Origin of the sequence: Anaeromicropila populeti, from assembly GCF_900112775.1 — a bacterium.
Taxonomy (GTDB): domain Bacteria; phylum Bacillota; class Clostridia; order Lachnospirales; family Lachnospiraceae; genus Anaeromicropila_A; species Anaeromicropila_A populeti.
Window position 1 is genome coordinate 116,676 of sequence record NZ_FOYZ01000006.1, and the last position, 21,888, is coordinate 138,563.

General features: G+C 34.0%; 22 protein-coding genes. 21 read left to right on the forward strand and 1 reads right to left on the reverse strand.

Annotated features, from left to right (window positions below; genetic code table 11):
* From BM305_RS19060 to BM305_RS09185, 21 genes are all read left to right on the forward strand, one after another.
* Positions 1 to 500: LPXTG cell wall anchor domain-containing protein (locus tag BM305_RS19060; protein ID WP_177214652.1), on the forward strand; the 500-nt coding region annotated here is incomplete at its 5' end.
* Positions 475 to 1,278 (forward strand): class B sortase, encoded by an 804-nt coding sequence (gene srtB, locus BM305_RS09100; RefSeq protein ID WP_092560389.1) that lies wholly within the window; start codon positions 475 to 477, stop codon positions 1,276 to 1,278. The genes BM305_RS19060 and srtB, both read left to right, overlap by 26 nt.
* 48 nt (positions 1,279 to 1,326) lie before the next feature.
* On the forward strand, positions 1,327 to 1,470 hold the full coding sequence (locus tag BM305_RS19065; RefSeq protein WP_177214653.1) for a hypothetical protein: 144 nt from the start codon (positions 1,327 to 1,329) through the stop codon (positions 1,468 to 1,470).
* A 572-nt stretch (positions 1,471 to 2,042) separates the two neighbouring features.
* Positions 2,043 to 4,625: a type I restriction-modification system subunit M gene (locus tag BM305_RS09110; protein WP_242940506.1), complete on the forward strand. Its 2,583-nt coding sequence runs from the start codon at positions 2,043 to 2,045 to the stop codon at positions 4,623 to 4,625.
* The gene (locus tag BM305_RS09115; RefSeq protein WP_092560391.1) at positions 4,625 to 5,857 is read left to right on the forward strand and encodes a restriction endonuclease subunit S; all 1,233 of its coding nucleotides are present in this window, start codon (positions 4,625 to 4,627) and stop codon (positions 5,855 to 5,857) included. Before BM305_RS09110 ends, BM305_RS09115 begins: the two co-directional genes overlap by 1 nt.
* 14 nt (positions 5,858 to 5,871) lie before the next feature.
* Positions 5,872 to 8,958 carry a type I restriction endonuclease subunit R gene (locus BM305_RS09120; protein ID WP_092560392.1) on the forward strand — a complete coding sequence of 1,029 codons (3,087 nt, stop codon included), beginning with the start codon at positions 5,872 to 5,874 and terminating at the stop codon, positions 8,956 to 8,958.
* Between the two features lie 40 nt (positions 8,959 to 8,998).
* Complete coding sequence (locus BM305_RS09125) at positions 8,999 to 9,496, forward strand: hypothetical protein (RefSeq protein WP_092560393.1); 498 nt, start codon at positions 8,999 to 9,001, stop codon at positions 9,494 to 9,496.
* A gap of 114 nt (positions 9,497 to 9,610) precedes the next feature.
* Positions 9,611 to 10,915 carry a sensor histidine kinase gene (locus BM305_RS09130; RefSeq protein ID WP_177214654.1) on the forward strand — a complete coding sequence of 435 codons (1,305 nt, stop codon included), beginning with the start codon at positions 9,611 to 9,613 and terminating at the stop codon, positions 10,913 to 10,915.
* 10 nt (positions 10,916 to 10,925) lie between these two features.
* Complete coding sequence (locus BM305_RS09135; RefSeq protein WP_177214655.1) at positions 10,926 to 11,669, forward strand: LytR/AlgR family response regulator transcription factor; 744 nt, start codon at positions 10,926 to 10,928, stop codon at positions 11,667 to 11,669.
* A gap of 55 nt (positions 11,670 to 11,724) precedes the next feature.
* Positions 11,725 to 11,868: a cyclic lactone autoinducer peptide gene (locus BM305_RS09140; protein WP_092560396.1), complete on the forward strand. Its 144-nt coding sequence runs from the start codon at positions 11,725 to 11,727 to the stop codon at positions 11,866 to 11,868.
* Between the two features lie 333 nt (positions 11,869 to 12,201).
* Positions 12,202 to 12,519 (forward strand): DUF739 family protein, encoded by a 318-nt coding sequence (locus BM305_RS09145; RefSeq protein ID WP_092560397.1) that lies wholly within the window; start codon positions 12,202 to 12,204, stop codon positions 12,517 to 12,519.
* A gap of 48 nt (positions 12,520 to 12,567) precedes the next feature.
* The gene (locus BM305_RS09150; protein WP_092560398.1) at positions 12,568 to 12,843 is read left to right on the forward strand and encodes a DUF739 family protein; all 276 of its coding nucleotides are present in this window, start codon (positions 12,568 to 12,570) and stop codon (positions 12,841 to 12,843) included.
* Between the two features lie 448 nt (positions 12,844 to 13,291).
* On the forward strand, positions 13,292 to 13,762 hold the full coding sequence (locus tag BM305_RS09155; RefSeq protein WP_092560399.1) for a hypothetical protein: 471 nt from the start codon (positions 13,292 to 13,294) through the stop codon (positions 13,760 to 13,762).
* Between the two features lie 82 nt (positions 13,763 to 13,844).
* The gene (locus tag BM305_RS09160; RefSeq protein WP_092560400.1) at positions 13,845 to 14,009 is read left to right on the forward strand and encodes a class IIb bacteriocin, lactobin A/cerein 7B family; all 165 of its coding nucleotides are present in this window, start codon (positions 13,845 to 13,847) and stop codon (positions 14,007 to 14,009) included.
* A gap of 19 nt (positions 14,010 to 14,028) precedes the next feature.
* Positions 14,029 to 14,172, forward strand: coding sequence for a hypothetical protein (locus BM305_RS19070; RefSeq protein ID WP_177214656.1), 144 nt, complete (start codon positions 14,029 to 14,031; stop codon positions 14,170 to 14,172).
* Positions 14,173 to 14,204: 32 nt separating this feature from the next.
* Positions 14,205 to 14,366 (forward strand): hypothetical protein, encoded by a 162-nt coding sequence (locus BM305_RS19075; RefSeq protein WP_177214657.1) that lies wholly within the window; start codon positions 14,205 to 14,207, stop codon positions 14,364 to 14,366.
* Positions 14,367 to 14,603: 237 nt separating this feature from the next.
* Entirely contained in the window at positions 14,604 to 16,790 is a 2,187-nt protein-coding gene (locus BM305_RS09165) for a peptidase domain-containing ABC transporter (protein WP_092560401.1), read from the forward strand.
* Positions 16,769 to 18,697 carry an HlyD family efflux transporter periplasmic adaptor subunit gene (locus BM305_RS09170; protein ID WP_177214658.1) on the forward strand — a complete coding sequence of 643 codons (1,929 nt, stop codon included), beginning with the start codon at positions 16,769 to 16,771 and terminating at the stop codon, positions 18,695 to 18,697. Before BM305_RS09165 ends, BM305_RS09170 begins: the two co-directional genes overlap by 22 nt.
* Before the next feature lie 17 nt (positions 18,698 to 18,714).
* Positions 18,715 to 19,863, forward strand: coding sequence for a hypothetical protein (locus BM305_RS09175; RefSeq protein ID WP_092560403.1), 1,149 nt, complete (start codon positions 18,715 to 18,717; stop codon positions 19,861 to 19,863).
* Positions 19,847 to 20,464, forward strand: coding sequence for a DUF3267 domain-containing protein (locus BM305_RS09180; RefSeq protein ID WP_092560404.1), 618 nt, complete (start codon positions 19,847 to 19,849; stop codon positions 20,462 to 20,464). Before BM305_RS09175 ends, BM305_RS09180 begins: the two co-directional genes overlap by 17 nt.
* 23 nt (positions 20,465 to 20,487) lie before the next feature.
* Positions 20,488 to 21,183, forward strand: a complete 696-nt coding sequence (locus BM305_RS09185) for a hypothetical protein (RefSeq protein ID WP_092560405.1) — start codon at positions 20,488 to 20,490, stop codon at positions 21,181 to 21,183.
* Positions 21,184 to 21,264: 81 nt separating this feature from the next.
* Here the strand turns inward: BM305_RS09185 and BM305_RS09190 are convergent, their stop codons facing one another.
* Positions 21,265 to 21,687 (reverse strand): hypothetical protein, encoded by a 423-nt coding sequence (locus tag BM305_RS09190; protein ID WP_092560406.1) that lies wholly within the window; start codon positions 21,685 to 21,687, stop codon positions 21,265 to 21,267.
* Positions 21,688 to 21,888: the final 201 nt, after the last annotated feature.

Here is a 21,888-nt window from a genome sequence, read left to right on the forward strand (position 1 = left end):
TAACGCCAACGCCAGTGATAACACCAACACCAGTGATAACACCAACGCCAGTGATAACACCAACGCCAGTGATAACGCCAGCTCCCACATTTGTTGTTATATCATCAACGAGTCCGGTAATAGCAGTCACGCCTAGTGCAACCTCAACAGTGACGCCGGTAGTTACACCAACACCAACGGCAACACCAACACCAGAACCAGTTCAACCAACAGCAAGTATAAAGCCAACAGATTCTGCGTCAGGAGGAAATGGAAAGTCAAGTCAGTCGGGCAAGGGGAAATCTACCAGTGGAGAAGAGACACCTACGAATAGTGGAGCATCTTCTGGTACTAGTGGGAGAAATCGCAATAGTCTGACGGATGAAGGTGAAAGTATCCCTAAGACAGGAGTACAGTATAACTTTTTGTTTCCAGTAGTAGGATTTATGTTTATTTCGGGCGGATTTAGTTTAATCTATTTTATAAAGAGAGATCATGAGAAAAAGAAAATTAAGAACTAGAATTCAGTGGGTAGCAGTCATATTCTGTATGATGTGTGGAGGAATACTGTTGTTAATAAGTGCTTATCCTGTTTTTCAAGATTATTTGGAAAACAGGAAGCAAGAACAGTTCTATCAGAAACTAGATGAAAATGATATAGTATCAGTAAATCAATCAGTTATACCAACAGAGGAACAAGCAGAACCAACTGCCTCAGGTTCAGTGGAGACAGAAAAACCTTCCAAAACAGTTATGAAAAAGTATGAAAAGCTTCTTAAATTAAACAAAGAAGTAATTGGATGGGTTAAAATTGAGAATTCTCAAATCAATTATCCTATTGTCCAGCATGAGGATAACACGTATTATTTAACAAAAGCAAGTAATCAGGAAGATTCCTCATATGGAAGTATTTATCTTGACTATAGGAATGAGCCAGATTTTCAAGACCATAATAATATTATATATGGGCATAATATGAAGGATGGTTCTATGTTTCACAATTTGATTAATTATAAGGATGAAGATTTCTTTGAGAAAAACAAGATAATTGTCGTTAGTGATTTATATGAAGAATTTTCGTGTCAGGTGTTTGCGGTTTATGTTGTAGACGCATCTACAGAAAAAACCTATGTGAAATATACGGAAGAGGATTTTCTTGATTATATTAAGGAATGTAAAGAGCGATCTTTGTTCAAGACAGATATTAATGTTCAAGAAGATGACAGAATAATTACATTGATTACTTGTAGTTATGAATATGAAAATGCAAGAACAGTTGTGCAAGCTAAGATTTTATAATAGATACTCTCGCTTTTTATAAGCGAGAGTTTTTGTGGTTCACTCAGCATGGGCAAACTCTTACGAGGCGTCTTTGTAGTAGGTGATATTCATTCTGGTGTTTACCTAAAGGAAAAATACATTGATAATCATAAAGGCTTTGATGTGACAGCAAACAGAGTAAAAGCAGAAATAGATAACTATATGTATTAGTTCGGTTTTAATTCAGAAAAGGAGTGGAAAATGTATGAAAACTAACGCTAAATTGTGCGTAATTGGATTTATCAATATAATTATAGATTTTTTGATGATAGGTTTTGTATTATTTAGTCATATAATGCCCCTGTATAGCATACCGCAGTTCTTCTTAATTATAATAATTATTTCATTGCTACTTAACGCTTTTCTCTCTTTTCACTTTTCAAGTGATAGATTAAATTTTTTGAAGATACCTACAAATTGGATATTTATACTTTTGTTAATAATATTAATTCTAATGTGTACAGAGCCATTTAGCCTAAATTTTTCTGACTTCGGTTGAAAGGGAATCAAAATCAACAAATTTAACGCTAATGATAGGAGCATCCAATCTTTTTTGCTGAAACTGGGATTGTTTAGGCACATTCGTTTGAGATATAATGAGTGTGCTTGTTATTTGCCCAAAAAGTTAAAAGTTTTTGTAATTGTTCCTACGTTGGTATATAATTATACCGTATGAAATGTGTTTAGACTCAAATGGAAGGTCAATGAATAGTCTAACTATTTATTATAGGAAAACGGAGGATATGAAGTTGATCACATCAGAAGAAATAAAAAGAAGATTATGGGATGGAGCAAATGAACTAAGAGGCTCAATGGATGCAAGCCGCTATAAGGATTACATGTTAGGATTGATGTTTTATAAGTTTTTGAGTGATAAAACATTAGAAACATTTAAAATGACAGCTGGTGTTAAAACGGTATCTGAAAGTGAACTAGTAACTGAATTTGTGAAAGCAAAAGAGGAATATGGTGAAGACCTGGAAAAAATGATTCAAGATGTTTTAGGTTATTATGTATCGCCAGAGTACCTTTATCAAACATGGTTAATAGATATTAATATGGGAAACTTTGAAGTGCAAAAAGTTTCAGATAGTTTAAATGCATTTGAAAGAACAATTATGAGTTCTGGTGATGTAAGAGATTTTAAAGGACTTTTTTCAAGTTCAACATTAGATTTAACGGATACAGCACTTGGAAGCAATCTTCACGATCGAAGTGAAAATATAAAAGCTTTAATCTTATTATTTGCGGATTTAAATATGGTTGCACTTCAAAAAGGAGATATCTTAGGAGATGCTTATGAATATTTAATTGGACAGTTTGCAATGGAATCTGGTAAAAAGGCCGGAGAATTCTATACGCCACATCAAGTGAGTGAAGTAATGGCACAAATAGTTGCTAAATCTTCAGATATTAAATCCATATATGATCCAACTGTCGGGTCAGGTTCTTTATTACTCACAGTTAAGAAACATTTGACAAAGGACAAACAAAGGGATCTTGCCTATTATGGACAGGAAAAGAATACGGCAACCTATAACCTGACGCGTATGAATTTATTATTACATGGTGTTCGTCCAGAAAAGATGACAATCAAAAATGGGGATACCTTATCCAACGACTGGCCAGAAGATCCAGAAAATCCAAACGAAGGGGTACAATTTGATGCAGTTGTGATGAATCCACCTTATTCGGCAAAGAATTGGAATAAAGCAGGATTAAAGGTAAGTGATCCAAGATTTGAAGTGGCAGGGGCATTACCTCCAGATTCAAAAGGTGATTTTGCATTTTTATTACATGGGTTATATCATTTAGGAACTAATGGAACAATGGCGATTGTATTACCGCACGGAGTACTTTTTAGAGGTTCATCGGAAGGGGAAATTAGAAAAAGATTATTAGAAAAAAATTATATAGATACGATTATAGGGCTACCAAGTAATTTATTCACCAATACAGGAATACCAGTAGTTATTATTATTTTGAAAAAAAATCGTAATGTCGCAGATCCAGTATTACTTATTGATGCCTCCAATAGTTTTATAAAGGTTGGAAAACAAAATGTTTTACAGGAAAAAGACATCGCTAAAATAGTAGATGTATATCTGGGTAGAGAAGAAATGAAAGGGTATAGTCATCTTGCTACTCGTGAAGAAATCATGAAAAATGATTATAATATGAATATTCCAAGATATGTAGAAGGGGTAGATTCTGAAATCCCACAAGATGTGGATGCACATTTGTTTGGTGGAATCCCAAAAAGTAATATTAATGATTTGAAAGTTTTGCAATCACTTGTTCCAGAATTATTAAATCAGTCAATGGAAGAAATTCGACCTGGCTATGTAAATTTATTGAAACCAGTAACAGAACTAACAATTGAGATTATGAAGGATGAACATATTATTGCAATGTCTAAGGAAATAGAAGCAAAGACGACTGAATATATTCAAAAATACTTGGATTCTTTAAAACAGGTTACTATGGAAACAGATATCTCAGCTCTTACAGAGGAAATGCTTTGTGAGATCAAACAAATTTTATTAAATTACCAATATATTGATGTGTATGGTGGTTATCAAATTATTGCGGAGATATGGAAGAATGCATTGCACCATGACACAGAACTAATTGCAAATGAAGGATTTTATAATGCTGGACGCAAGCGTGAACCTAATATGGTAACAAAGGGATCTGGCAAGAATAAACGTGAAGAACAGGAGGGTTGGGTTGGAAGTCTGATTCCAAATGAATTCATTGCAAAGATGCTTTTTTCAAGGGAATTAGAGAATCTTGAGAATAAACGCATTAAAATTCAGGAAATTGAAACAGAACTCTCAGAGTTAGTGGAAGCAGCAAAAGTGGAAGACAGTGATGAGAATAATGCATTAATAGATGCGATAAAGAAAAATGATGATGGTGAGCCTTTAGATGCATTTGATAATAAAGCTTTAAAAGAGGAATTAAAGAAAGCAAAAAAGGGTTCGGCAGAGCAGTTACTACTTAAAAAAGTAGAATATTTCATAAATAACAAAGCATCGTTAACAAAAGAATTAAAAACAGAAGAAAAGGAACTTGACGATGCAGTACAAGATAGAATCCTCACACTAACAGATGATGAAATTGACAGTTTGATGTATCAAAAATGGTTTGGTAATACAATCAATCAAATGGTAGGTCTTATACAGAATTCATTGAAAAAGGAATTGAATTCTTTGCGAATTTTAGAAGAACGGTATTCAGATACATTACTTGATATTGATTCACAAATCGATAAAATGATGAAAGAGTTTGAATCATTAAAGGATAAATTGGTGGTGGAATAATGAACGAAGGGAAAAAATGTATACCAAAAAGACGATTTAAAGAGTTTCAAAATGACGGAGAATGGGAAGAGCGTAAGCTTGATGACATGGCAGATGTTAGAGATGGAACACACGATTCTCCTCAGTATTTTTCACAAGGACATCCGTTCATTACTTCAAAAAATGTTGGAGGCGGATATATTAATTACGACGATGTTCAATATATCTCTGATGAAGCTTTTGAAGAAATAAATAAGCGTTCTAAGGTAGATAAAAACGATATTCTTATGGGCATGATTGGAACCATAGGAAATATGGCTTTAATACGTGAAAAGCCTGATTTTGCAATTAAAAATGTGGCATTAATTAAGGATACAAAAAAGGTGTATTATTTATATCTTTATCACTATCTACAGTCATCAAATGTTATAAGCCAATTAAACAGCGGAATGGATGGGGGTACACAAAAATTTATTGCATTAAATAAAATTCGTAATTTGAATATTCTTATTCCATATGGTAAAGAACAACAAGCAGTTGGAGCGTTTTTCTCCAATCTCGACAATCTTATTACCCTTCATCAGCGTAAGTTGGAAAAAATTAAAGCATTAAAAAATGCATATCTTTCTGAAATGTTTCCAGCTGAAGGTGAAAGTAAACCAAAGCGAAGATTTGCAGGATTTAAGGATGATTGGGAACAGCGTAAGTTAACTGACGAAGTAGAATTATTTAGTGGTTTAACATATTCTCCTAACGATGTTGTTAATGAAGGCGGGACGCTTGTTCTTCGTTCATCTAATGTAAAAAATGGAGAGATTATTAATGCTGATAATGTGTATGTAAAATCAGATGTTGTCAATGTGGACAATGTCCAGGAGGGAGATGTTATTGTCGTTGTAAGAAATGGTTCTCGTTCATTGATAGGAAAACACGGTCAAATCAAGGTTAAAATGGACAATACAGTTATAGGTGCGTTTATGACAGGCATGAGATCATCAAACTCTTTTTTCACAAATGCATTACTGAGTACACCAGTTTTTGATAAAGAAGTGGGAAAAAATCTTGGGGCGACAATTAATCAAATCACAAACGGCATGTTTCAAAATATGCATTTTATGTTTCCAAATGAAGAAGAACAAATTAAAATTGGAGACTATTTTACTCAACTCGACAACCTTATCACCCTTCATCAGCGCAAGCTTGATAAATTACAGAATATCAAAAAAGCATACTTGAATGAGATGTTTATTTAGAGAGGAGCTATGTCATGAGTAATACACCAAAAAATGCCTCAGAGAGAACTTTTCAAGAAAATTTTGTTGAAGAATTAAAAAAATATAAGTGGGAAGCACCAGAATTTTTAAATGGAAATAAGAAAAAGGTTACCGTTGCAGACCTTATAAATCATTGGAGAAAAGAATTAAATCGTATCAATGGGGATCAACTAGAAGGCGTTGAATTAACAGACAATGAATTTAAACAAGTATTGTCAAAGGTGAATTTGATAAAGAATAGCTATGAAGCAGCAAAGATTTTATCGATGGAAGGTTCAAAAGGTAAAATTGATGGAATTTATCGTGATGATCATCCAGCTATTACTAGAAAACAAATCACATTGACAATTATAAAAAAAGCAGAAGTTCGAGGAGGAGATTCTAGTTATCGAATTGCTAGAGAAGTTGAGACTCCAAGCGGTAATCGCTTTGACATTGTTTTGTTAATCAATGGGTTACCACTAATCAATATAGAACAAAAACGTACAGATAAATCATTAGATGAAGCATACGGTCAGTTTATAAGATATTATAGAGATGGAGAGTACTGTAATAATTTCATGGCTTTTTCGCAAATGATGGTCATAACAACTGAGATTGAAACCCGTTATTTTGCAACACCAAAATCAATAGATGAATTTAATCCAGTATTTGTTTTTCATTGGGCGGATAAAGAAAATAAACCAGTGAATGATTGGAAGAAAGTGATTGAACAATTTTTAATGATTCCAATGGCACATCAGATGGTAGGAGATTATCTTGTTATCGATGAAGCAAAAGAGGAAGAAAATCGTAAACATATGCTGATGAGACCTTATCAAGTATATGCATTACAAGCGGTAGAAGCAGCAGCTTTTGGATTTGATAATAAAGAACACATTCCTCATGGGGGATTTGTTTGGCATACAACAGGATCAGGTAAAACAATTACCAGTTTTAAAACCGCATTGTTTCTTGCTACACGTGCAGGATTTGATAAGGTAGTATTTTTAGTGGATCGACGAGAGTTAGATAGTAGGACAAGTGAAAATTTTAAAGCCTATGCAGCCTATGAACCAGTTACAGTAGACGATACAAAACATACATTTGAATTAAAAAAGAAATTGAAGTTACCAAATCCAGGTATTATAGTTACAACAACTTTTAAGCTGAATGTTCTTGTAAAAGAGTTAGAAGAGTCAAAGGATGATTCCTTGGCAGATAAAAGAATCGTTTTTATTATTGATGAGGCTCACCGGACAACAATGGGACAAATGATGGGTGATATCAAAAAATATTTTAAGAAAAATGGTCTATTCTTTGGATTTACAGGGACGCCTTTATTTGATGAAAATCATATTAAGGGAAAAATAAACGAAAAAAGTGAAGTGATTAATACGACGGAAAAACTATTTGGACCCAAACTTCATCAATACACCATTGATGAGGCAATTGCAGATGGAAATGTTTTGGGTTTTAATGTGGATTGCATCAATACAGGAGAATTTAAAAGCTACGAAGATTTAAGGGATCAGTTAATCGAACTTATGAAAGAAGAACATCCTGAACTTGGAGATAGAGAGATTCAAAGAAAAGTACTAGGATACTCCGAGGCAGAGGTGGAAGAGCAGGCTAGTAAAAACAAGATTTTAATTTATCAAGACGAAACTCATATTCCAAGAGTTGTAGAAGCAATTTTAGGTAATTGGGATATGCAATCAAAAGGGAGAGAATTTAATGCTATTTTAACCGTTGCCTATAAAAATCGTGTGATAGCGTTTTTTAATGAATTTCAAAAGCAATTAGAAGAACGTAATATGACATTAAATATTGCTATGACATTTAGCTTTGGGAATGAAAACGATCCGGAAAATATTGCTCCCGAAGTCATAAAAGGGATGTTTACAAATTATGCAGGATTTACAGGAATTGAATTTGTTGCTGGTGATAAAAAACATGGAGAAAGTGCATATTTTGAAGATGTTGTAGAAAGAGCTACAAGAGGTGGAAGTGGAAGAAATAAAAAGAATATTGACCTTGTTATAGTAGCGGATCAACTTTTGACTGGATATGATTCCAAAAGATTAAATACATTATATGTGGATCGACCACTAGAATTACAAGGACTGATACAAGCGTATTCAAGAACAAATCGTATTTATGGAAAAGAAAAGGAATTTGGTAGTATTGTTAATTTTCAATATCCAGAAATGACGAAAGAGATAGTGGACACTGCATTAAAATTATATGGAAGTGGTGGAAGCAGTAGCAAAGCAATCGTAGATACATATGAGACAGCCGTTAAAAAATTCAACCTAAATGTTTTAAAGATGATTCAAACATTACCAGACCCATCCGATTGGCAAAGTATTAAGGACAATAAAGAAGATGTGGAAAAATTTATACTTTCATTTAAGGATGCCACAGAACAATTAAATTTAGTAGAACAATATTATGCGTATCAATGGGATGACACTTCATTTGGAATTGACGAACATACTTGGTTAAAATATGTTGGTGCATATAAGAATCTTGTTAAAAAAGAAAGTACTGGTGATCCTGTTCCAGGGGTTATAAAGTCATTGGTTGGAAAAATAAAATTAGCAGGAACGCAAGTGATAGATGCAACGCATATTCTTGGTTTAATTGGTTCAAAAGTTAGTAATGTAGGTGGAACACAAGCAGTAGACGGAGAAACTTTAAGAATTATTTATGAACAAATCCAAGAATTAAGCGATATGGGGGATGACAGCAAGGCTCACTTATTACGAGAGTTTGTTGATACCGAATTACTTCCAGGGAAATTAGAGTATGGTGTGTTTTTTGATGATGCTTTTGAACGCTGGAAAAGCAACAAATTAAAGGCAGAAACAGATGATATAGCAGAGCAGTGGGGAATAGACAAAGACTGGTTATTTAAATCGGTAAATGCTTTTACCATATCGCAACCTTCAACAATTCCATATATTGACGAATTAACGAAAAGTGTAGATTATGAGAAGGCTGCTGATAAATCTGCTGGCAATAAACTAAAACATATCATGACAATGACCCGTGAATTGCCAAGAGTGATAAGGGAACTCAAGCAGAAATATGAGTAAAATGAGATAATATCTAAATAAAAATGAAACTGAGGGAACTGTGAAAATTAAACATTTTAAAAGAATTAGTTATGGGCTTGTTGACAAATACATGTTCTGGGGAGAAAAGAAGTGCAAACCTGATGTATATAATGACATTCGATTCATGCTCAACAGTTACTTAGAAAAGAACCCAGATTATTATCTTAATAAAGGGTACAAGATAACGATTTATTTCAAATTAAATATTAGCGCTAAGCCATCCTATTTACATATATCAAATTATAATGAAACAGTTGAGGAATTAAAAATTTATAATGGGTTTTATCATGTAAGTGGAGAACCTATGTCAGGGAGCAAGTTTGAAAAAATATCAAATTATGTCGTCTTTGACGGAATAAAGTCATTGAAATTGGATGAGTATGTTATTTTTGATGATGTATCAAAGTTAACTAGTCTTACTTCTTTGGAATATGTAGTAATTGGTGGAATGGATTCGGCAGAAAAACAGGAAGAACTGAATGAGGTTTTACCTAATTGTCAATTTAGGCTATTTTGAATCTATTTATTTTTTGTGTGATATATTGTATAAAAATGTATTATGTGATAAAATGGGGGTAACTTTATTGTGAATATACCAAGGGGAGTGTCTTTGATGTTTCTGTATTGCATAATGTTTCTTTTATATATTATATCCTATGCAATCGATCCATTTATCTGGATTCATGCATACTATACCGTATTTACACCTAAATATAGGGAAAAGGGGTACTATGTTGGTGCGTTTTTAGGATTATATGCCATAATAATAGTAAAGCAGATCATGACATTTAGAGGAGTTGGTATCGCTTCAATAGCCTTTTTCCCAATTATGTTTGCTTATATTATAATCATATCAAATTTATTATTTAAAGGAACTTTTAAAGCTAACATTTATCTTTTTATTATTATTTACATAGTTTCTATTATTGTAGACTGTCTTGTAGGAGGACTATGGATTATTTCTACCAATGCTGCAAATGATGAGTATGCAGCCATAGGAATATTGAATCTTGGAATTACCATCAGTGCAAGGACGGTAAATTTGATATGCTATAGATTTTTATTACCGTTGCTGTCCAAAAACAAACTTTTTATAAAATGGAAAGGGATGTATGCTACAGTTTTATTTAATATAGCTACAGTAATTCCATTATTAATTATTTTTTATAATATAATTGGAAGCAAATCGGAAATATTATTATTGGCATTAGGAGTGGAATTATTAATTGCAGTATTATTTAGTCTTTATATTGCGTACACAATTTATCAAAAAAGCAGAATTCAAGATATGAAAAACAAGAAAATAGAAGAAATGAAGTCTCAGCTTGCCTTTTATGAGGAAAAGACAGAATCTATAAAAAATTTAAGAAAATTACGGCATGATATGAAATCTCATATTTCTCAAATTATGAGGATTGCAAAAGAGGAAAACAGTTCCAATGTGATCAATTATATTAATGCTCTTTATCTTGATATTGACATAGCCGATGAAATATGTACGATAGACAATTTGTTTCTTGCAAGTATTATTACTGAGAAGAAAAAACATGCTGGTAAAAAGGGAATTACCTTTCAATCTGAGATTACAGTCAGTATATTTCCACTTACGAATCAGGAACTGACGTCATTGTTTGCAAATATTTTGGATAATGCACTGGAAGCAACGGATAGAATTCAAGATGGTAGAAAAAAGTATGTGGATTTAGAAATTTTTTGTGAGAAAGAGATCGTACATATCATTTGTAAAAATAGTTTTGCGGAAAGACCAAAACGTGATAAAAAGGGGAATTATGTAACAAGTAAAGAAAATAGAACAAATCATGGGATGGGAATGTTAATTATAAAGGACATTGTAGTTAAGTATAGTGGAGAAATGACCACTTTTTATGATGCAGAAGAATTTATTTTGTCAATTTCTTTTAGAAATAGTATGTGAGGGAAGAAACATGTTAAATGTATTAATATTTGATGATGATAAGCTGTCTGTAGATATTAACAAGGCTTGTGTAATCAGATTTGCTGAAACCCTTAATGTTCCAGTGGAAGTGAATTGTTACACAAAAATGGAGCAGGGATTAGTCGAATTAATGAATAAAAAAAGAGTACATATGGCTATCTTAGATATTGATCTGGATGATCCCAATCAGAATGGACTGGAGATTGCTAAGATGATTTTAGAAAAAAATCCTTTGGTGATTATTATATTTGTTACAAGTTATTCTGAATATGCTTTGGACGCTTGCGATATGCTGGCATTTGGTTTTTTGCAAAAGCCTGTCGAAACGGAGAAATTTAAAAAACTATTTCGAAAGGCATTAGTTCAAATCAAAGGGATTCATACCATCAAAAATGATACTATTATTGAGATAACGTCTAACAGGACAAATCATTTATTGAAGGAAAGCAGTATTCTATACATTGAAAAGATTGGGCAGACGGTAGAGGTTACTACTGTAAGTGGAGAATCTTACGTAACGTATCGAACACTACAAAGTTATGAAAGCATATTGTCAGATTTGTTTATAAAAATAAACAGTGGAGTCCTTGTAAACAAAAGCAAAATCGTAAAAATATCAGGTCGAACTGTAGTTATGGCAGATAAAAAGGAGCATTCCATTACAATAAGAAAATGTAAATATGTTAGCCAGGAATACAAAAATTATATAAGGGAGAATAGACTTATTACATAAGAGAAATGACATATAAACTATCAACTAGTTTGTAGTAGAGAAAGGTGGTTTTAATATGAAAAAAACAAATCTAAAGGCAGCAAAATTAACGGCGGAATTTTTGATTAAACGCAATGTGAATTCTGCCTGCTGGTTTCTTTGGCATCAGCCTAAAGTACCAGATGGTTACAAAAAATTTGTAAAACAAAAAAAATTGTAAAAATAGAAGAAGGAAGGGAAACCCTCCTTCTTCTATTTTTATCATATTGTCCATTTTTGATAGAGTTAATAAGACTAAAATAAAAGATTGTGCAAAATTAATATGAAAAATGTTCAATTTTATATATTATATTGTAAGAAATGGGAACAAGAAATATAATAGGTAAAAGCCGTTCCTTGAACTACGAACAGCTTTTAACCCCTTACCCCTTTTAGTTCATGTAATATGTATTTTTACATAAAGTGGCTGTTGCTAGTTATCCAGCCACAATCCCTGAGTAAGAGACTTTAGGCTACCGCGGAAATAATTAAATTTATACAGAGGAGTGTTTTTGTGGAGAAAGCGGAGAAAAAAGAATTAAAACAGTTTTACTATAATAAACTATTAGGAAAAATCAAGGAATTCTACAACACACAGGAGGCTTTTGCAGCAGCACTGGGAATTGGAAGAGTTTCACTGAGCCAGAGGCTGAATAACAAAATCGAATTTTCACAGATGGAAATTTACAATTCTGCAAAGTTATTAGATATAGAAATAGCAGAGATATCCACCTACTTTTATTGTACCGAAGAACCTAAAATCAACAGTGAAAAGGAACCAGAACAAAAGAAGACGGAAACAAAGAAAAGAAGAGGAAGAAAGAAGAAGTAAATCGCGTTTCATTTTTATCCATATGCCGAGTAAGGAGACAGAACAGAGATGGCAGCAAGATTACCAAATCAGAAAATAACCTATAATTTTAACTTACTACGAATGGAGATAAAAAATCAGTATAAAACACAAAATCAGTTTGCAGATGCCTTAAGAATCGGAAGAGCATCCCTGACGCAGAAGCTGAACAACCATGTAAAATTTAATGCTGATGAAATATACCGAAGCTGTATGCTGCTGCATATTGATTTAAATCACGTCGCATTATATTTTTTTCAAATTGCTTACGAGGAAAAGCCAGGATACATACCATTATGGAAATAGATTCTCCCTACGAAAATAAGAGCTTCGCACACAGGCTCTTATTTTCACCTATTACTTCGTTTTTTCAGTTGCATGGAAAATTTATTATACTGTTCGGTCTGCTTAAATTCCTTTGTGCTATTTGAGATCCTTTTGTACCAGGCTATGAATACAGGAAATGACGGCTCACTTTACGCAGGACATGCTAACCTTGTGAAGGATATGTTGACGTAGCTAAAAAGTCCATGTTTACAAGGGGTTAGAAGGTTTTGTGCTTTTTTAAAAAGTGTATTTTTAGCACACAGGAGAGACAAAATGAAGTTTTGGGGGAAATTTACGGGGTAAGGTTGTGCCAAAAAGTATGAACTAAATGGCAAAAGTAGAAAGGCAGAAAAAATAATTGACACAATATTTATTAAATGGTATAATTATGAAAATTATTGCAAATAGCTATAGAGAAAGGTAGATTATGCACAATATATTAATAGAAGAAGGATATAATTTGTTTTTTGAAAATGTGGTAGTATATAGAGCCAGATTAAAACAAGAAGATTTTCAAGACGCAATTCAAAATGTTATGACGCAAATTTTTAACAGTGGAGCTAAATTAGAAGGAAAAATGATGACAGTAAGTCATGATTCTAATTGGGAGGATGGTCAACTGGTTGTTGATATTGAATATATTTTACCGATCGATAAAAAAATCGAGCTGACAGGGAAATATAAAGTAATAAACGGATATAAATTTGAGAAATTTATACTATGGAAATATTGTGGTTCGCAAGATGAGTTTCAAAGTGCTCTTTGTAAATTTAATCAATACTTAGTAGAAGAAAAAATTAGTCCGAGTACCCCAATGCATATTGCTTATGATACTAATATGATAGAAGGCAAATTATTTAAAGAGATAAAAGTTGAAGCAATAATAGGTATAAAATAATTCTTTAATTATAACATTTGTTTTAGTTATTGAATTATTTTTAATAAATGAAATATCCGATATAAAGAGAGGTGAGTAAAAAATGAATGATTTTGTAGAAATGAAAAATGATGAGATGATGGATACAAATGGTGGAGTATCAGTGTTTTTTATAGCTGCTGGAATAATAGCAGTAGCTGCAGGAGTTAATACATGCTATGATTTGGGGAAAAATTTAGGTGAAGCAATATACTATGCGACTCACTAAATTCTAAAGGGAGGAAAGTATGAATACATATTTCATGGAGTTAAATGAAAGTGAACAATATGACATTAATGGTGGTATTGGGATAGGATTGGTAGTGGTAGTTGGTGTCATTATTTTTGTGGTAGCTGCGGTCGTAACTGCTGCTATATTATTTTCAAAATAACAAAAAAGGGTTTTGGTGAAAGGAGAATAAATATGCAATTTAGTCTATTATCAGAAGAAGAAGCAATAGAAACTAATGGTGGCATTGCGTTTATAGGTGCATTAGTTATTTGGGGTTGTTGTGCAGCATTAGGAGCTGCAACAGGTGCAGGAATTTATGTTGGCTATAAACAAGCAGAGGAAGCACATAAGTAAGAGGAGATTAGATATGAGATATATTACCGATATATTCAGGGGTAATGTTATGGTTAGAAATATAGCATTTTTAGTTATTTTTTTAGTAGCAATGTATGTATTTTATAACTTAGGAAAGAATATTGGTGAGTTAGTATATTATTTGTCAATAAGATAGGTCTGTATATAGCTGCTACGTGTTGTAGCAGCTATGCCATATTATGCAATTATATAATTTACCCATTGGAGGCAAAGTAATTGAAAAAGTACTATTGTATAAAACAACATGACATTACAGATTGTGGAGCAGCCTGTTTAGCCACTATTTCCAAACAGTACGGTTACAAAACCTCCATTACAAAGATTCGGGAGATAGCAGGAACGGACAAACAGGGTACAAATGCATTCGGAATCATTAAAGCGGCAGAACAACTGGGGTTTTCAGCCAAAGGAGTAAAAGGAAACAAGGATGCTTTTTTTTCGGAATTTCCACTTCCCTGTGTTGCCCATGTTATAGTAGATGGGTCACTGCTTCATTACGTGGTTATACATAAAATAACAAAGAAACAAGTAGTCATTGCTGATCCAGGAGAAGGAATTGTCAGGCTAAAGCCAGAAGAATTTTTTGGGGAAGTGCGAGAAGGAAATAAACCACCCAAATATCAATGGTCAGGAGTGCTGATTTTACTGGTGCCAGATGCCAAATTTGAAAAGGGAAATGAGAAAAAAGGGATTTTTCAGCGGTTTATTCATTTATTAATACCGCAGAAGCGTTTATTAACTCATGTCTTCTTTGCATCACTCCTAATTACCATACTTGGTATATTAGGCTCTTTTTATTTTAAAGTAATTATTGATGAAATTATGCCAGGAGGATTAAAGAAAACGCTGACAGTGCTTTCCATTGGTGTAATTTTATTAAATTTATTCAAGGTAATACTGACGGCACTCAGATCACATCTGCTGTTGTATTTAAGTCAGAAACTGGACATTGCCTTGCTGTTGGGATACTACCGGCATGTGCTGGAGCTGCCCATGAACTTTTTTGGAACACGAAAAGTGGGGGAAATTATTTCGAGATTTAACGATGCCTCTAAAGTACGGGATGCTATTTCTGGAGCAACCTTATCCATTATGATTGATACCATTATGGTACTGGTGGGAGGTATTATTCTGTATATGCAGAATGACAAGATGTTTTTCATTACCGTAATTGTAGTGGTATTCTATTTTCTGATTGTAATGGGCTTTAATAAGCCATATCGAAAACTAAATGAAAAGCAGATGGAGAATAACGCACAGTTAACTTCTTACATGGTAGAGTCTTTAAATGGAATCCAAACAGTAAAGTCTTATAATGCGGAACGAAAGGTAAAACAGGAGACGGAAACAAAATTTGTGAAGTTGTTAAGAAGCGTATTTCAATTAAGCTGGGTAGGAAATATTCAAAGTTCACTGGTGAATTTTGTGGAACTGACAGGGGGAATTGTAATCCTGTGGGTAGGAGCAGCATCTGTCATCAGCGGAGATATGACCATTGGTCAACTCATTACCTATAATTCCTTATTAGCCTATTTTTTAGATCCCGTGAAGAACTTAATTAATCTACAGCCTCAGATGCAGACGGCATTGGTCGCTTCCGATCGTCTGGGAGAAATACTGGATTTAGAACTGGAACGGACAGAGAAGGAAAATAAGAAAATGACACCTGTTTCCTTAAAGGGAGAGATTCAAATCCAACAGATTACCTTTCGGTACGGTACAAGAAGACCTGTACTGGAGGATATTCAGATACATATTAGGCAAGGAGAAAAAATTGCTTTTGTTGGAGAAAGTGGTTCAGGAAAAACTACTTTATCCAAGCTGCTGTTAAATCTGTACACAGCAGAAAAAGGAGAAATTCTTATCAATGGAAATAATATAAAAGACATTGCTCTGGATACATTGAGGGATAAGATTGCCTATATTCCACAAGAAACATTTTTGTTTAGCGGAAGTATTATGGACAATCTGACACTGGGAATGGATTCCTATACAGCAGATGAGGTAATTGAGGCCTGCAAGCGTTCTCATGCTCATGATTTTATCAATGAACTTCCCTTACGTTATGATACGGCGCTGGAGGAAAATGGAAGTAATTTATCAGGAGGACAGAGACAGCGGCTTGCCATTGCCCGAGCAATCTTAAAGAATCCAGATATTCTAATTTTGGATGAGGCAACCAGTAACCTGGATACCATTACAGAAAGGGCAATTGACAAAACCATAGCGGAGTATAGTGAAGGGCTTACGACAATTATCATTGCCCATCGGTTAAGTACGATAAGAAGGTGTGACTGTATTTATGTGTTTGAGAAGGGCAGGATACTGGAGCAGGGAAATCATGAGGAACTGATGGAGCAGGACGGAAAGTATGCAGACTTGTGGAGAAGACAAGTGGAATAGATAAAGAGGTGGTTACGCAAATGAAACCAATTATTATAAATATTGAGGATATGTCAGACAGCAGAGAGGTTTATGAATCGAAACCAAACAAGGCAGGAATTTGTTTTATTTATCTTGTACTGATTCTTGCAGTCACTGCGTTGGTCTGGATGTATTTTGGGAAACTAGATGAGGTTGTAAAATCCGAGGCAATGCTGCGTCCCAATGAGCAGATTGGTACGGTGGTAAACCAGGTGGGTGGAAAATTAACAGAGGTAAGAGTAGAAGATGGAAAACAGGTCCAAAAAGGGGATGTTTTGTATCAAGTAGATTTCAGTGAACAGATGATTCAGAAGGAATATCTTGCACAGCAGATTCAGGAGACAGAAGCTGCGATAGGAAATCTCAAAGTATATAAAAAGTCAGTAGAGGAAGATACTAATCTTTTTCAGCAGACAAAGGAACAGGAAGCCTATTCCGTTCAGTTTGAAACTTATTTCTTAAATTACAGCAGTACGATACATTCGGCTGATTATGCAGAAAAGGAGATGGCATTTTCTTTATCATCCTGTCAGCAGCAGTTACAACAAAAGGAAACACAGCTTTTACAGTATAATCAGTTGAAACAGTCCATTGAGAAAGGGAAAAACTTATTTCAGAATTCAGGGGAGACCAGAGAGTTCTATGATTTATATGAAAAGTATGTAAGTGGCTATGCACAGATAAAAAGTCAGTATGAAAAGCAGGCGGAAGAAATATCACTTTCCACTGCTCAAGAAGGAATTTCTAATTCCTTGGAGTACTATCAGCAGCAGCTGGAAGGTTATCAGACACTTTTGGAAAGTGTAAAAACAGAAGTGGATTCTTTTGAAGCGGATTCTTCTTACCGTCTTCGCTATCAGCAGTATATTAGTCAGATAGAAAAACTGGAGCAGGAGTATCAGGAAGCCTCGGATAACTATAACTTAAATGTGGAATTAGGAGACTATGGAGTCAGCCAGCAGGAAATTGATGCGTCAAAAGTGAGAATGGAACAGGCAGAACAGGCTATTGACGATTACAAAAATTCTTATTTGACAGAACTGAAGGAAACCATAGAAGGAATTCAGAAAAATATACAAGAAGCAGAATTAAATGACAGTGGGGTATTGGAGAAAAAAGAGTTGTTAGAAAAAAATGAAACGGAAAAGTCGGAAGCGTTGCGTAATTATGTACTGGATTATCGGATTAATCTGGATAATACCATATCTGAATTGGAAGAGGTTGTGCAATCCTTAAAGGAAAAAGCTGCTTCCCTTGAACTTCAGCAGGAAAAAGCGTATCAGTATGAGGAACAGGAAAAAGAGAAGGTAGACGGTTCCGTCAGTTTACTAAAAGCCAGTGAAATAAAAACGACCTTGGAAACAATTCAGGGAAAGGAGGAACAACTGGAAAATTTAAAGAAAGAACTGGAATCCGTTGAATTTTCCATTGATCATGCTACGGTTACAGCTTCCATGGATGGAGTGGTAAATAGCAATGTGGAACTGGTGGAGGGAGATATTCTTGCAGCAGGGACGGAAGTCATGACGATTCTTCCAAATCATAATAATGAGTATAAAGTAAATATTTATGTTTCTAATCAGGATATTGGAAAACTAAAAATAGGAATGGACGTGAAATTAAATGTGTATGCTTTGCCTAATACCGAATATGGATATGTTGTTGGTACCATTACAAAAATATCAGAGGATATTAAAGTAAATAATGAAAATACAGCAGGGTACTATCTGGTAGAAGCTTCGTTGGAAAATAGAAAGCTGTATAACAAAGAAGGAACTGAATTTTCTTTAAAATCGGGAATGGGTGGACAGGCACAAATCATAATCGGACAGAAAAGAATTTTGCAATATGTATTGGAAAAAATAGAATTATGGGTCAGAAACTAAGAGGAGGCATGTTTGGGATGAAGAAAAGAAACGTTGTCATAGTGCTGGTGGGAGTTTTGTTGTGTACCTTGTTTCCTACAAAAGCAGTCTGCCTTGCAGATACAACCTATTATGTAGATACAGGGTATGCACCCATAAAAACAATAAAAGAAGCGTTGGAACTATTTGAATCAGATAGTTCTATCATAACACAAATTAATACCTCGTATGAGATAAAAGAGTATGAATATCAAACCTATCAAGAAAAAGCCAATGCCTACAAAACACTGTATGAAACAGCTCAATCAGCAGGTGCTTCTGAGGAGACGGTTTTAAACCTGAAAGCAGAGTATCTGGAGGCGTTACGAAATGCGGAGGCGCTTGTGGTTTATCACAACAATAAGGATGCACTCATAAAATCTGCTATAAAACAAAAAAAGTATGAAGTAATTGTTTGCTGTTATCAGCTTATGCTGTTAGAAAAGAAGATGAATTATTATCAGGTAAACAGTACCTATTTAAATGCATTGCAGGTCTTGGAAACAAAGAAATATAAAAAAGGAAGTTCTACGAAACTGGCAGTAAACCAGCTAAATGCGCAGATACTGGAAAATGATGCAGATTTAAATGCTGTTTCTTTAGACAAAGAGGAATTGCTGGAACAGTTACAGGGGTATTTTAATGGCACTCTAAATTTCAGGATTTCAATTGTGGTTAATACAACTTCAAAATCCTATCAGCAGGCTCAACTACTTAGTTTGTTTGAAGCAGATGATTTCAGCTATGAAGAAGCCATTTCCAGCCAGACCGCCTATACCAATTATAGGAGCAACATGGAACTTGTAGCAGGCAGTACAGCTTATCAATACTGTAGCTTGCTTGCTAAAAATTATGGGTTACAGGCAGAACAGATTACAAAGGAGCTTATAGCCTACAGAAAAAAGGTAGTTCGGATGTACCGTAAGTATACGGCAAGGTGCAGTGCTGCAACAGCAAAAAGAGCAGTGCTGGAGGAGCAGTTTACCAACTTGCAACAGCAGTATAAGAAAGGAAAAGTAGCAAAAATAAAAGTTTTGGAGGCAGCGGTTAACCTAGAAGCGGCAGAATTAAATTACGACACCTGTATGTATGACAAAAACAGGTGGGAATACGTAATGGAACAAGGAATCTATGGAATTTCAATTTAGTGAGGTAAGTAGGATGTTAGTAACAGATCGTTTAAAGGAAGAGTATATAGTAAAGGAAAAGACTACAACCATGATAAAAGCAAATGTTTTTGCGTTGCTGTTAGTTATTCCAATTGTTCTTGTTGGTGGGGGGATATATTACTTTTATCATCCATTTAACGTAAAGGAAATTTTGTTAAGTGATTCTTTTTTTATAAAACTAATTCTTTTTGTAGTTTTGTTTATTCTTTCAATTGGTATTCATGAATTCATTCATGGTCTTTTTTGGAGCTTCTTTTGCGTAAAACATTGGAAAAGTATTTCTTTTGGAATAGATAAAAGTACGGGAAGTCCTTATTGTCATTGTGAGGAACTATTAAAAGTGTGGCAATATGTAGCAGGGGCATTAGCACCCGGTGTTATTTTAGGAGCTGTACCTTATATGCTATCAGTCTACTGGGGCAATATAATGCTTCTTTTGCTAAGTCTTTTTTCTATTTTAGGAGCAGGTGGTGATATTATGATGGTTTCATTTTTGATAGGTGAAAATCCCAATTATTTAGTACTGGATCATCCTAAATTGGTGGGATGCATGGTATATTGTAAGAATAGTGGCGTGTAATTTTTGGGAGGTGAAGGATAGTTTTGAAAAAAAGGAAAAGCAGTACAATAAAAAGCTTTGTTCTTTTATTAATAGGGGTAAGTTTATTATGTACCTCTTGTATAAAAGAAAATAAAAGAGAGTTTCATAGTATTGATGAAAAGGATGTTCAAGAAATGACAGAATCTATAACAACAAATGAATCAGAAGAGCCGTTGCATACAAAATGGACTACAATTAAGAAAGAAAAATATTATTGTATTGAAAAAATGGGACTTCGTGAATACAACGATTATTATAGATATACGGTGTACAATACAAATGAAGAATCTATATATAGTGAGATATTGGGCGAATTTAACGATCCTCCACGTGTAACAATTTGTGATGATACAGTAAATATTCATTATGGTTATGGTACAGGGGTTTTTCGTGATAAATATGTAGACTATAAAAATAATTTGCAATCTATTTGGCTAAATAACGTATGGGGAGTTGGAAAAAAATATGTGGCCTATGTAATTGGTGATTGGCGTAATGGTTCAGACTCTAAACTTGCTATAGAAGAAAAATATATACAAAATACAAGAAAAGAAATTCCTTTTCCGCATATTATTTATGATACTGATGTTGATATATGCGAATTTAGAAACAATGAAACGGAACTGTATATTCATTACATAGACAAGGATACAAAAGAGGCAGAAGAAAAGATAATTAAGCTAAGTGAATTTGAGTAAGGTTATTTCTAAAGTGGAACTGGCACAACCTCTAAGGTCTTTACTGTCTGGCGGGGTGCTTTGCCAGACAGCCATCCATTTTCACCTATTACTTCGTTTTTTCATTTGCGTGGGCAGCTTTTTATACTGTTCAGTCTGCTTAAATTCCTTTGCACTTTCTAAAACAGAATTCATTTTCGATTCTGGATCAGCAGCACTCTGGCTGCACTTTTGAAGCTCATAAGTAATAAGATTATTAACTTCTTCCTTGGTTCTGGCCTGCTTCAGCCGAGACTCAAATGCTTCTTTTTCTGCCATGTATTTTTTTGCTTGTATGTAAAGTTCCGGATAATATTGCTGTAAAAATGCTAGTTCATTACTAGTTAGTCTTTTTCCACTCTTTACCTTTGCCATAATGCGCTGGCATTTTTTTTCTTTATCCGATTCAGATAGCTTTGTAAAACGGATAGTATCTCGAATTGGCTGACCCAAAATGCCAAGCTGGTTGTTTTCTATTAGTTTCATATATCCACCTCATCTCTATTCTTTTTCTATATATCGAAAAAAAATAGAAAAAACTAAATAGCATGTCAAAAGAACAGAAACAGGAAGTTGGGCTTCTGTTTCTGTTCTTTTGAAAGGGTTAGCATAACATTTAATTTCCAATTTTTCATCTTTTGTAAGTCTGAATATCTTTTGTGTAAAATTTTTGGATGTCATTTGTAA

Excerpts from the sequence above, each read along its gene's own strand:
- BM305_RS09120 (WP_092560392.1), top strand. The coding sequence starts at position 5,872 with ATGAGTAATACACCAAAAAATGCCTCAGAGAGAACTTTTCAAGAAAAT.
- BM305_RS09155 (WP_092560399.1), top strand. The coding sequence starts at position 13,292 with ATGCACAATATATTAATAGAAGAAGGATATAATTTGTTTTTTGAAAAT.
- BM305_RS09130 (WP_177214654.1), top strand. The coding sequence starts at position 9,611 with ATGTTTCTTTTATATATTATATCCTATGCAATCGATCCATTTATCTGG.
- BM305_RS09110 (WP_242940506.1), top strand. The coding sequence starts at position 2,043 with ATGAAGTTGATCACATCAGAAGAAATAAAAAGAAGATTATGGGATGGA.
- BM305_RS19070 (WP_177214656.1), top strand. The coding sequence starts at position 14,029 with ATGAATACATATTTCATGGAGTTAAATGAAAGTGAACAATATGACATT.
- BM305_RS09140 (WP_092560396.1), top strand. The coding sequence starts at position 11,725 with ATGAAAAAAACAAATCTAAAGGCAGCAAAATTAACGGCGGAATTTTTG.
- BM305_RS19065 (WP_177214653.1), top strand. The coding sequence starts at position 1,327 with ATGGGCAAACTCTTACGAGGCGTCTTTGTAGTAGGTGATATTCATTCT.
- BM305_RS09175 (WP_092560403.1), top strand. The coding sequence starts at position 18,715 with ATGAAGAAAAGAAACGTTGTCATAGTGCTGGTGGGAGTTTTGTTGTGT.
- BM305_RS09180 (WP_092560404.1), top strand. The coding sequence starts at position 19,847 with ATGGAATTTCAATTTAGTGAGGTAAGTAGGATGTTAGTAACAGATCGT.
- BM305_RS09190 (WP_092560406.1), bottom strand. The coding sequence starts at position 21,687 with ATGAAACTAATAGAAAACAACCAGCTTGGCATTTTGGGTCAGCCAATT.
- BM305_RS09135 (WP_177214655.1), top strand. The coding sequence starts at position 10,926 with ATGTTAAATGTATTAATATTTGATGATGATAAGCTGTCTGTAGATATT.
- BM305_RS09115 (WP_092560391.1), top strand. The coding sequence starts at position 4,625 with ATGAACGAAGGGAAAAAATGTATACCAAAAAGACGATTTAAAGAGTTT.
- BM305_RS19075 (WP_177214657.1), top strand. The coding sequence starts at position 14,205 with ATGCAATTTAGTCTATTATCAGAAGAAGAAGCAATAGAAACTAATGGT.
- BM305_RS09150 (WP_092560398.1), top strand. The coding sequence starts at position 12,568 with ATGGCAGCAAGATTACCAAATCAGAAAATAACCTATAATTTTAACTTA.
- BM305_RS09160 (WP_092560400.1), top strand. The coding sequence starts at position 13,845 with ATGAATGATTTTGTAGAAATGAAAAATGATGAGATGATGGATACAAAT.
- srtB (WP_092560389.1), top strand. The coding sequence starts at position 475 with ATGAGAAAAAGAAAATTAAGAACTAGAATTCAGTGGGTAGCAGTCATA.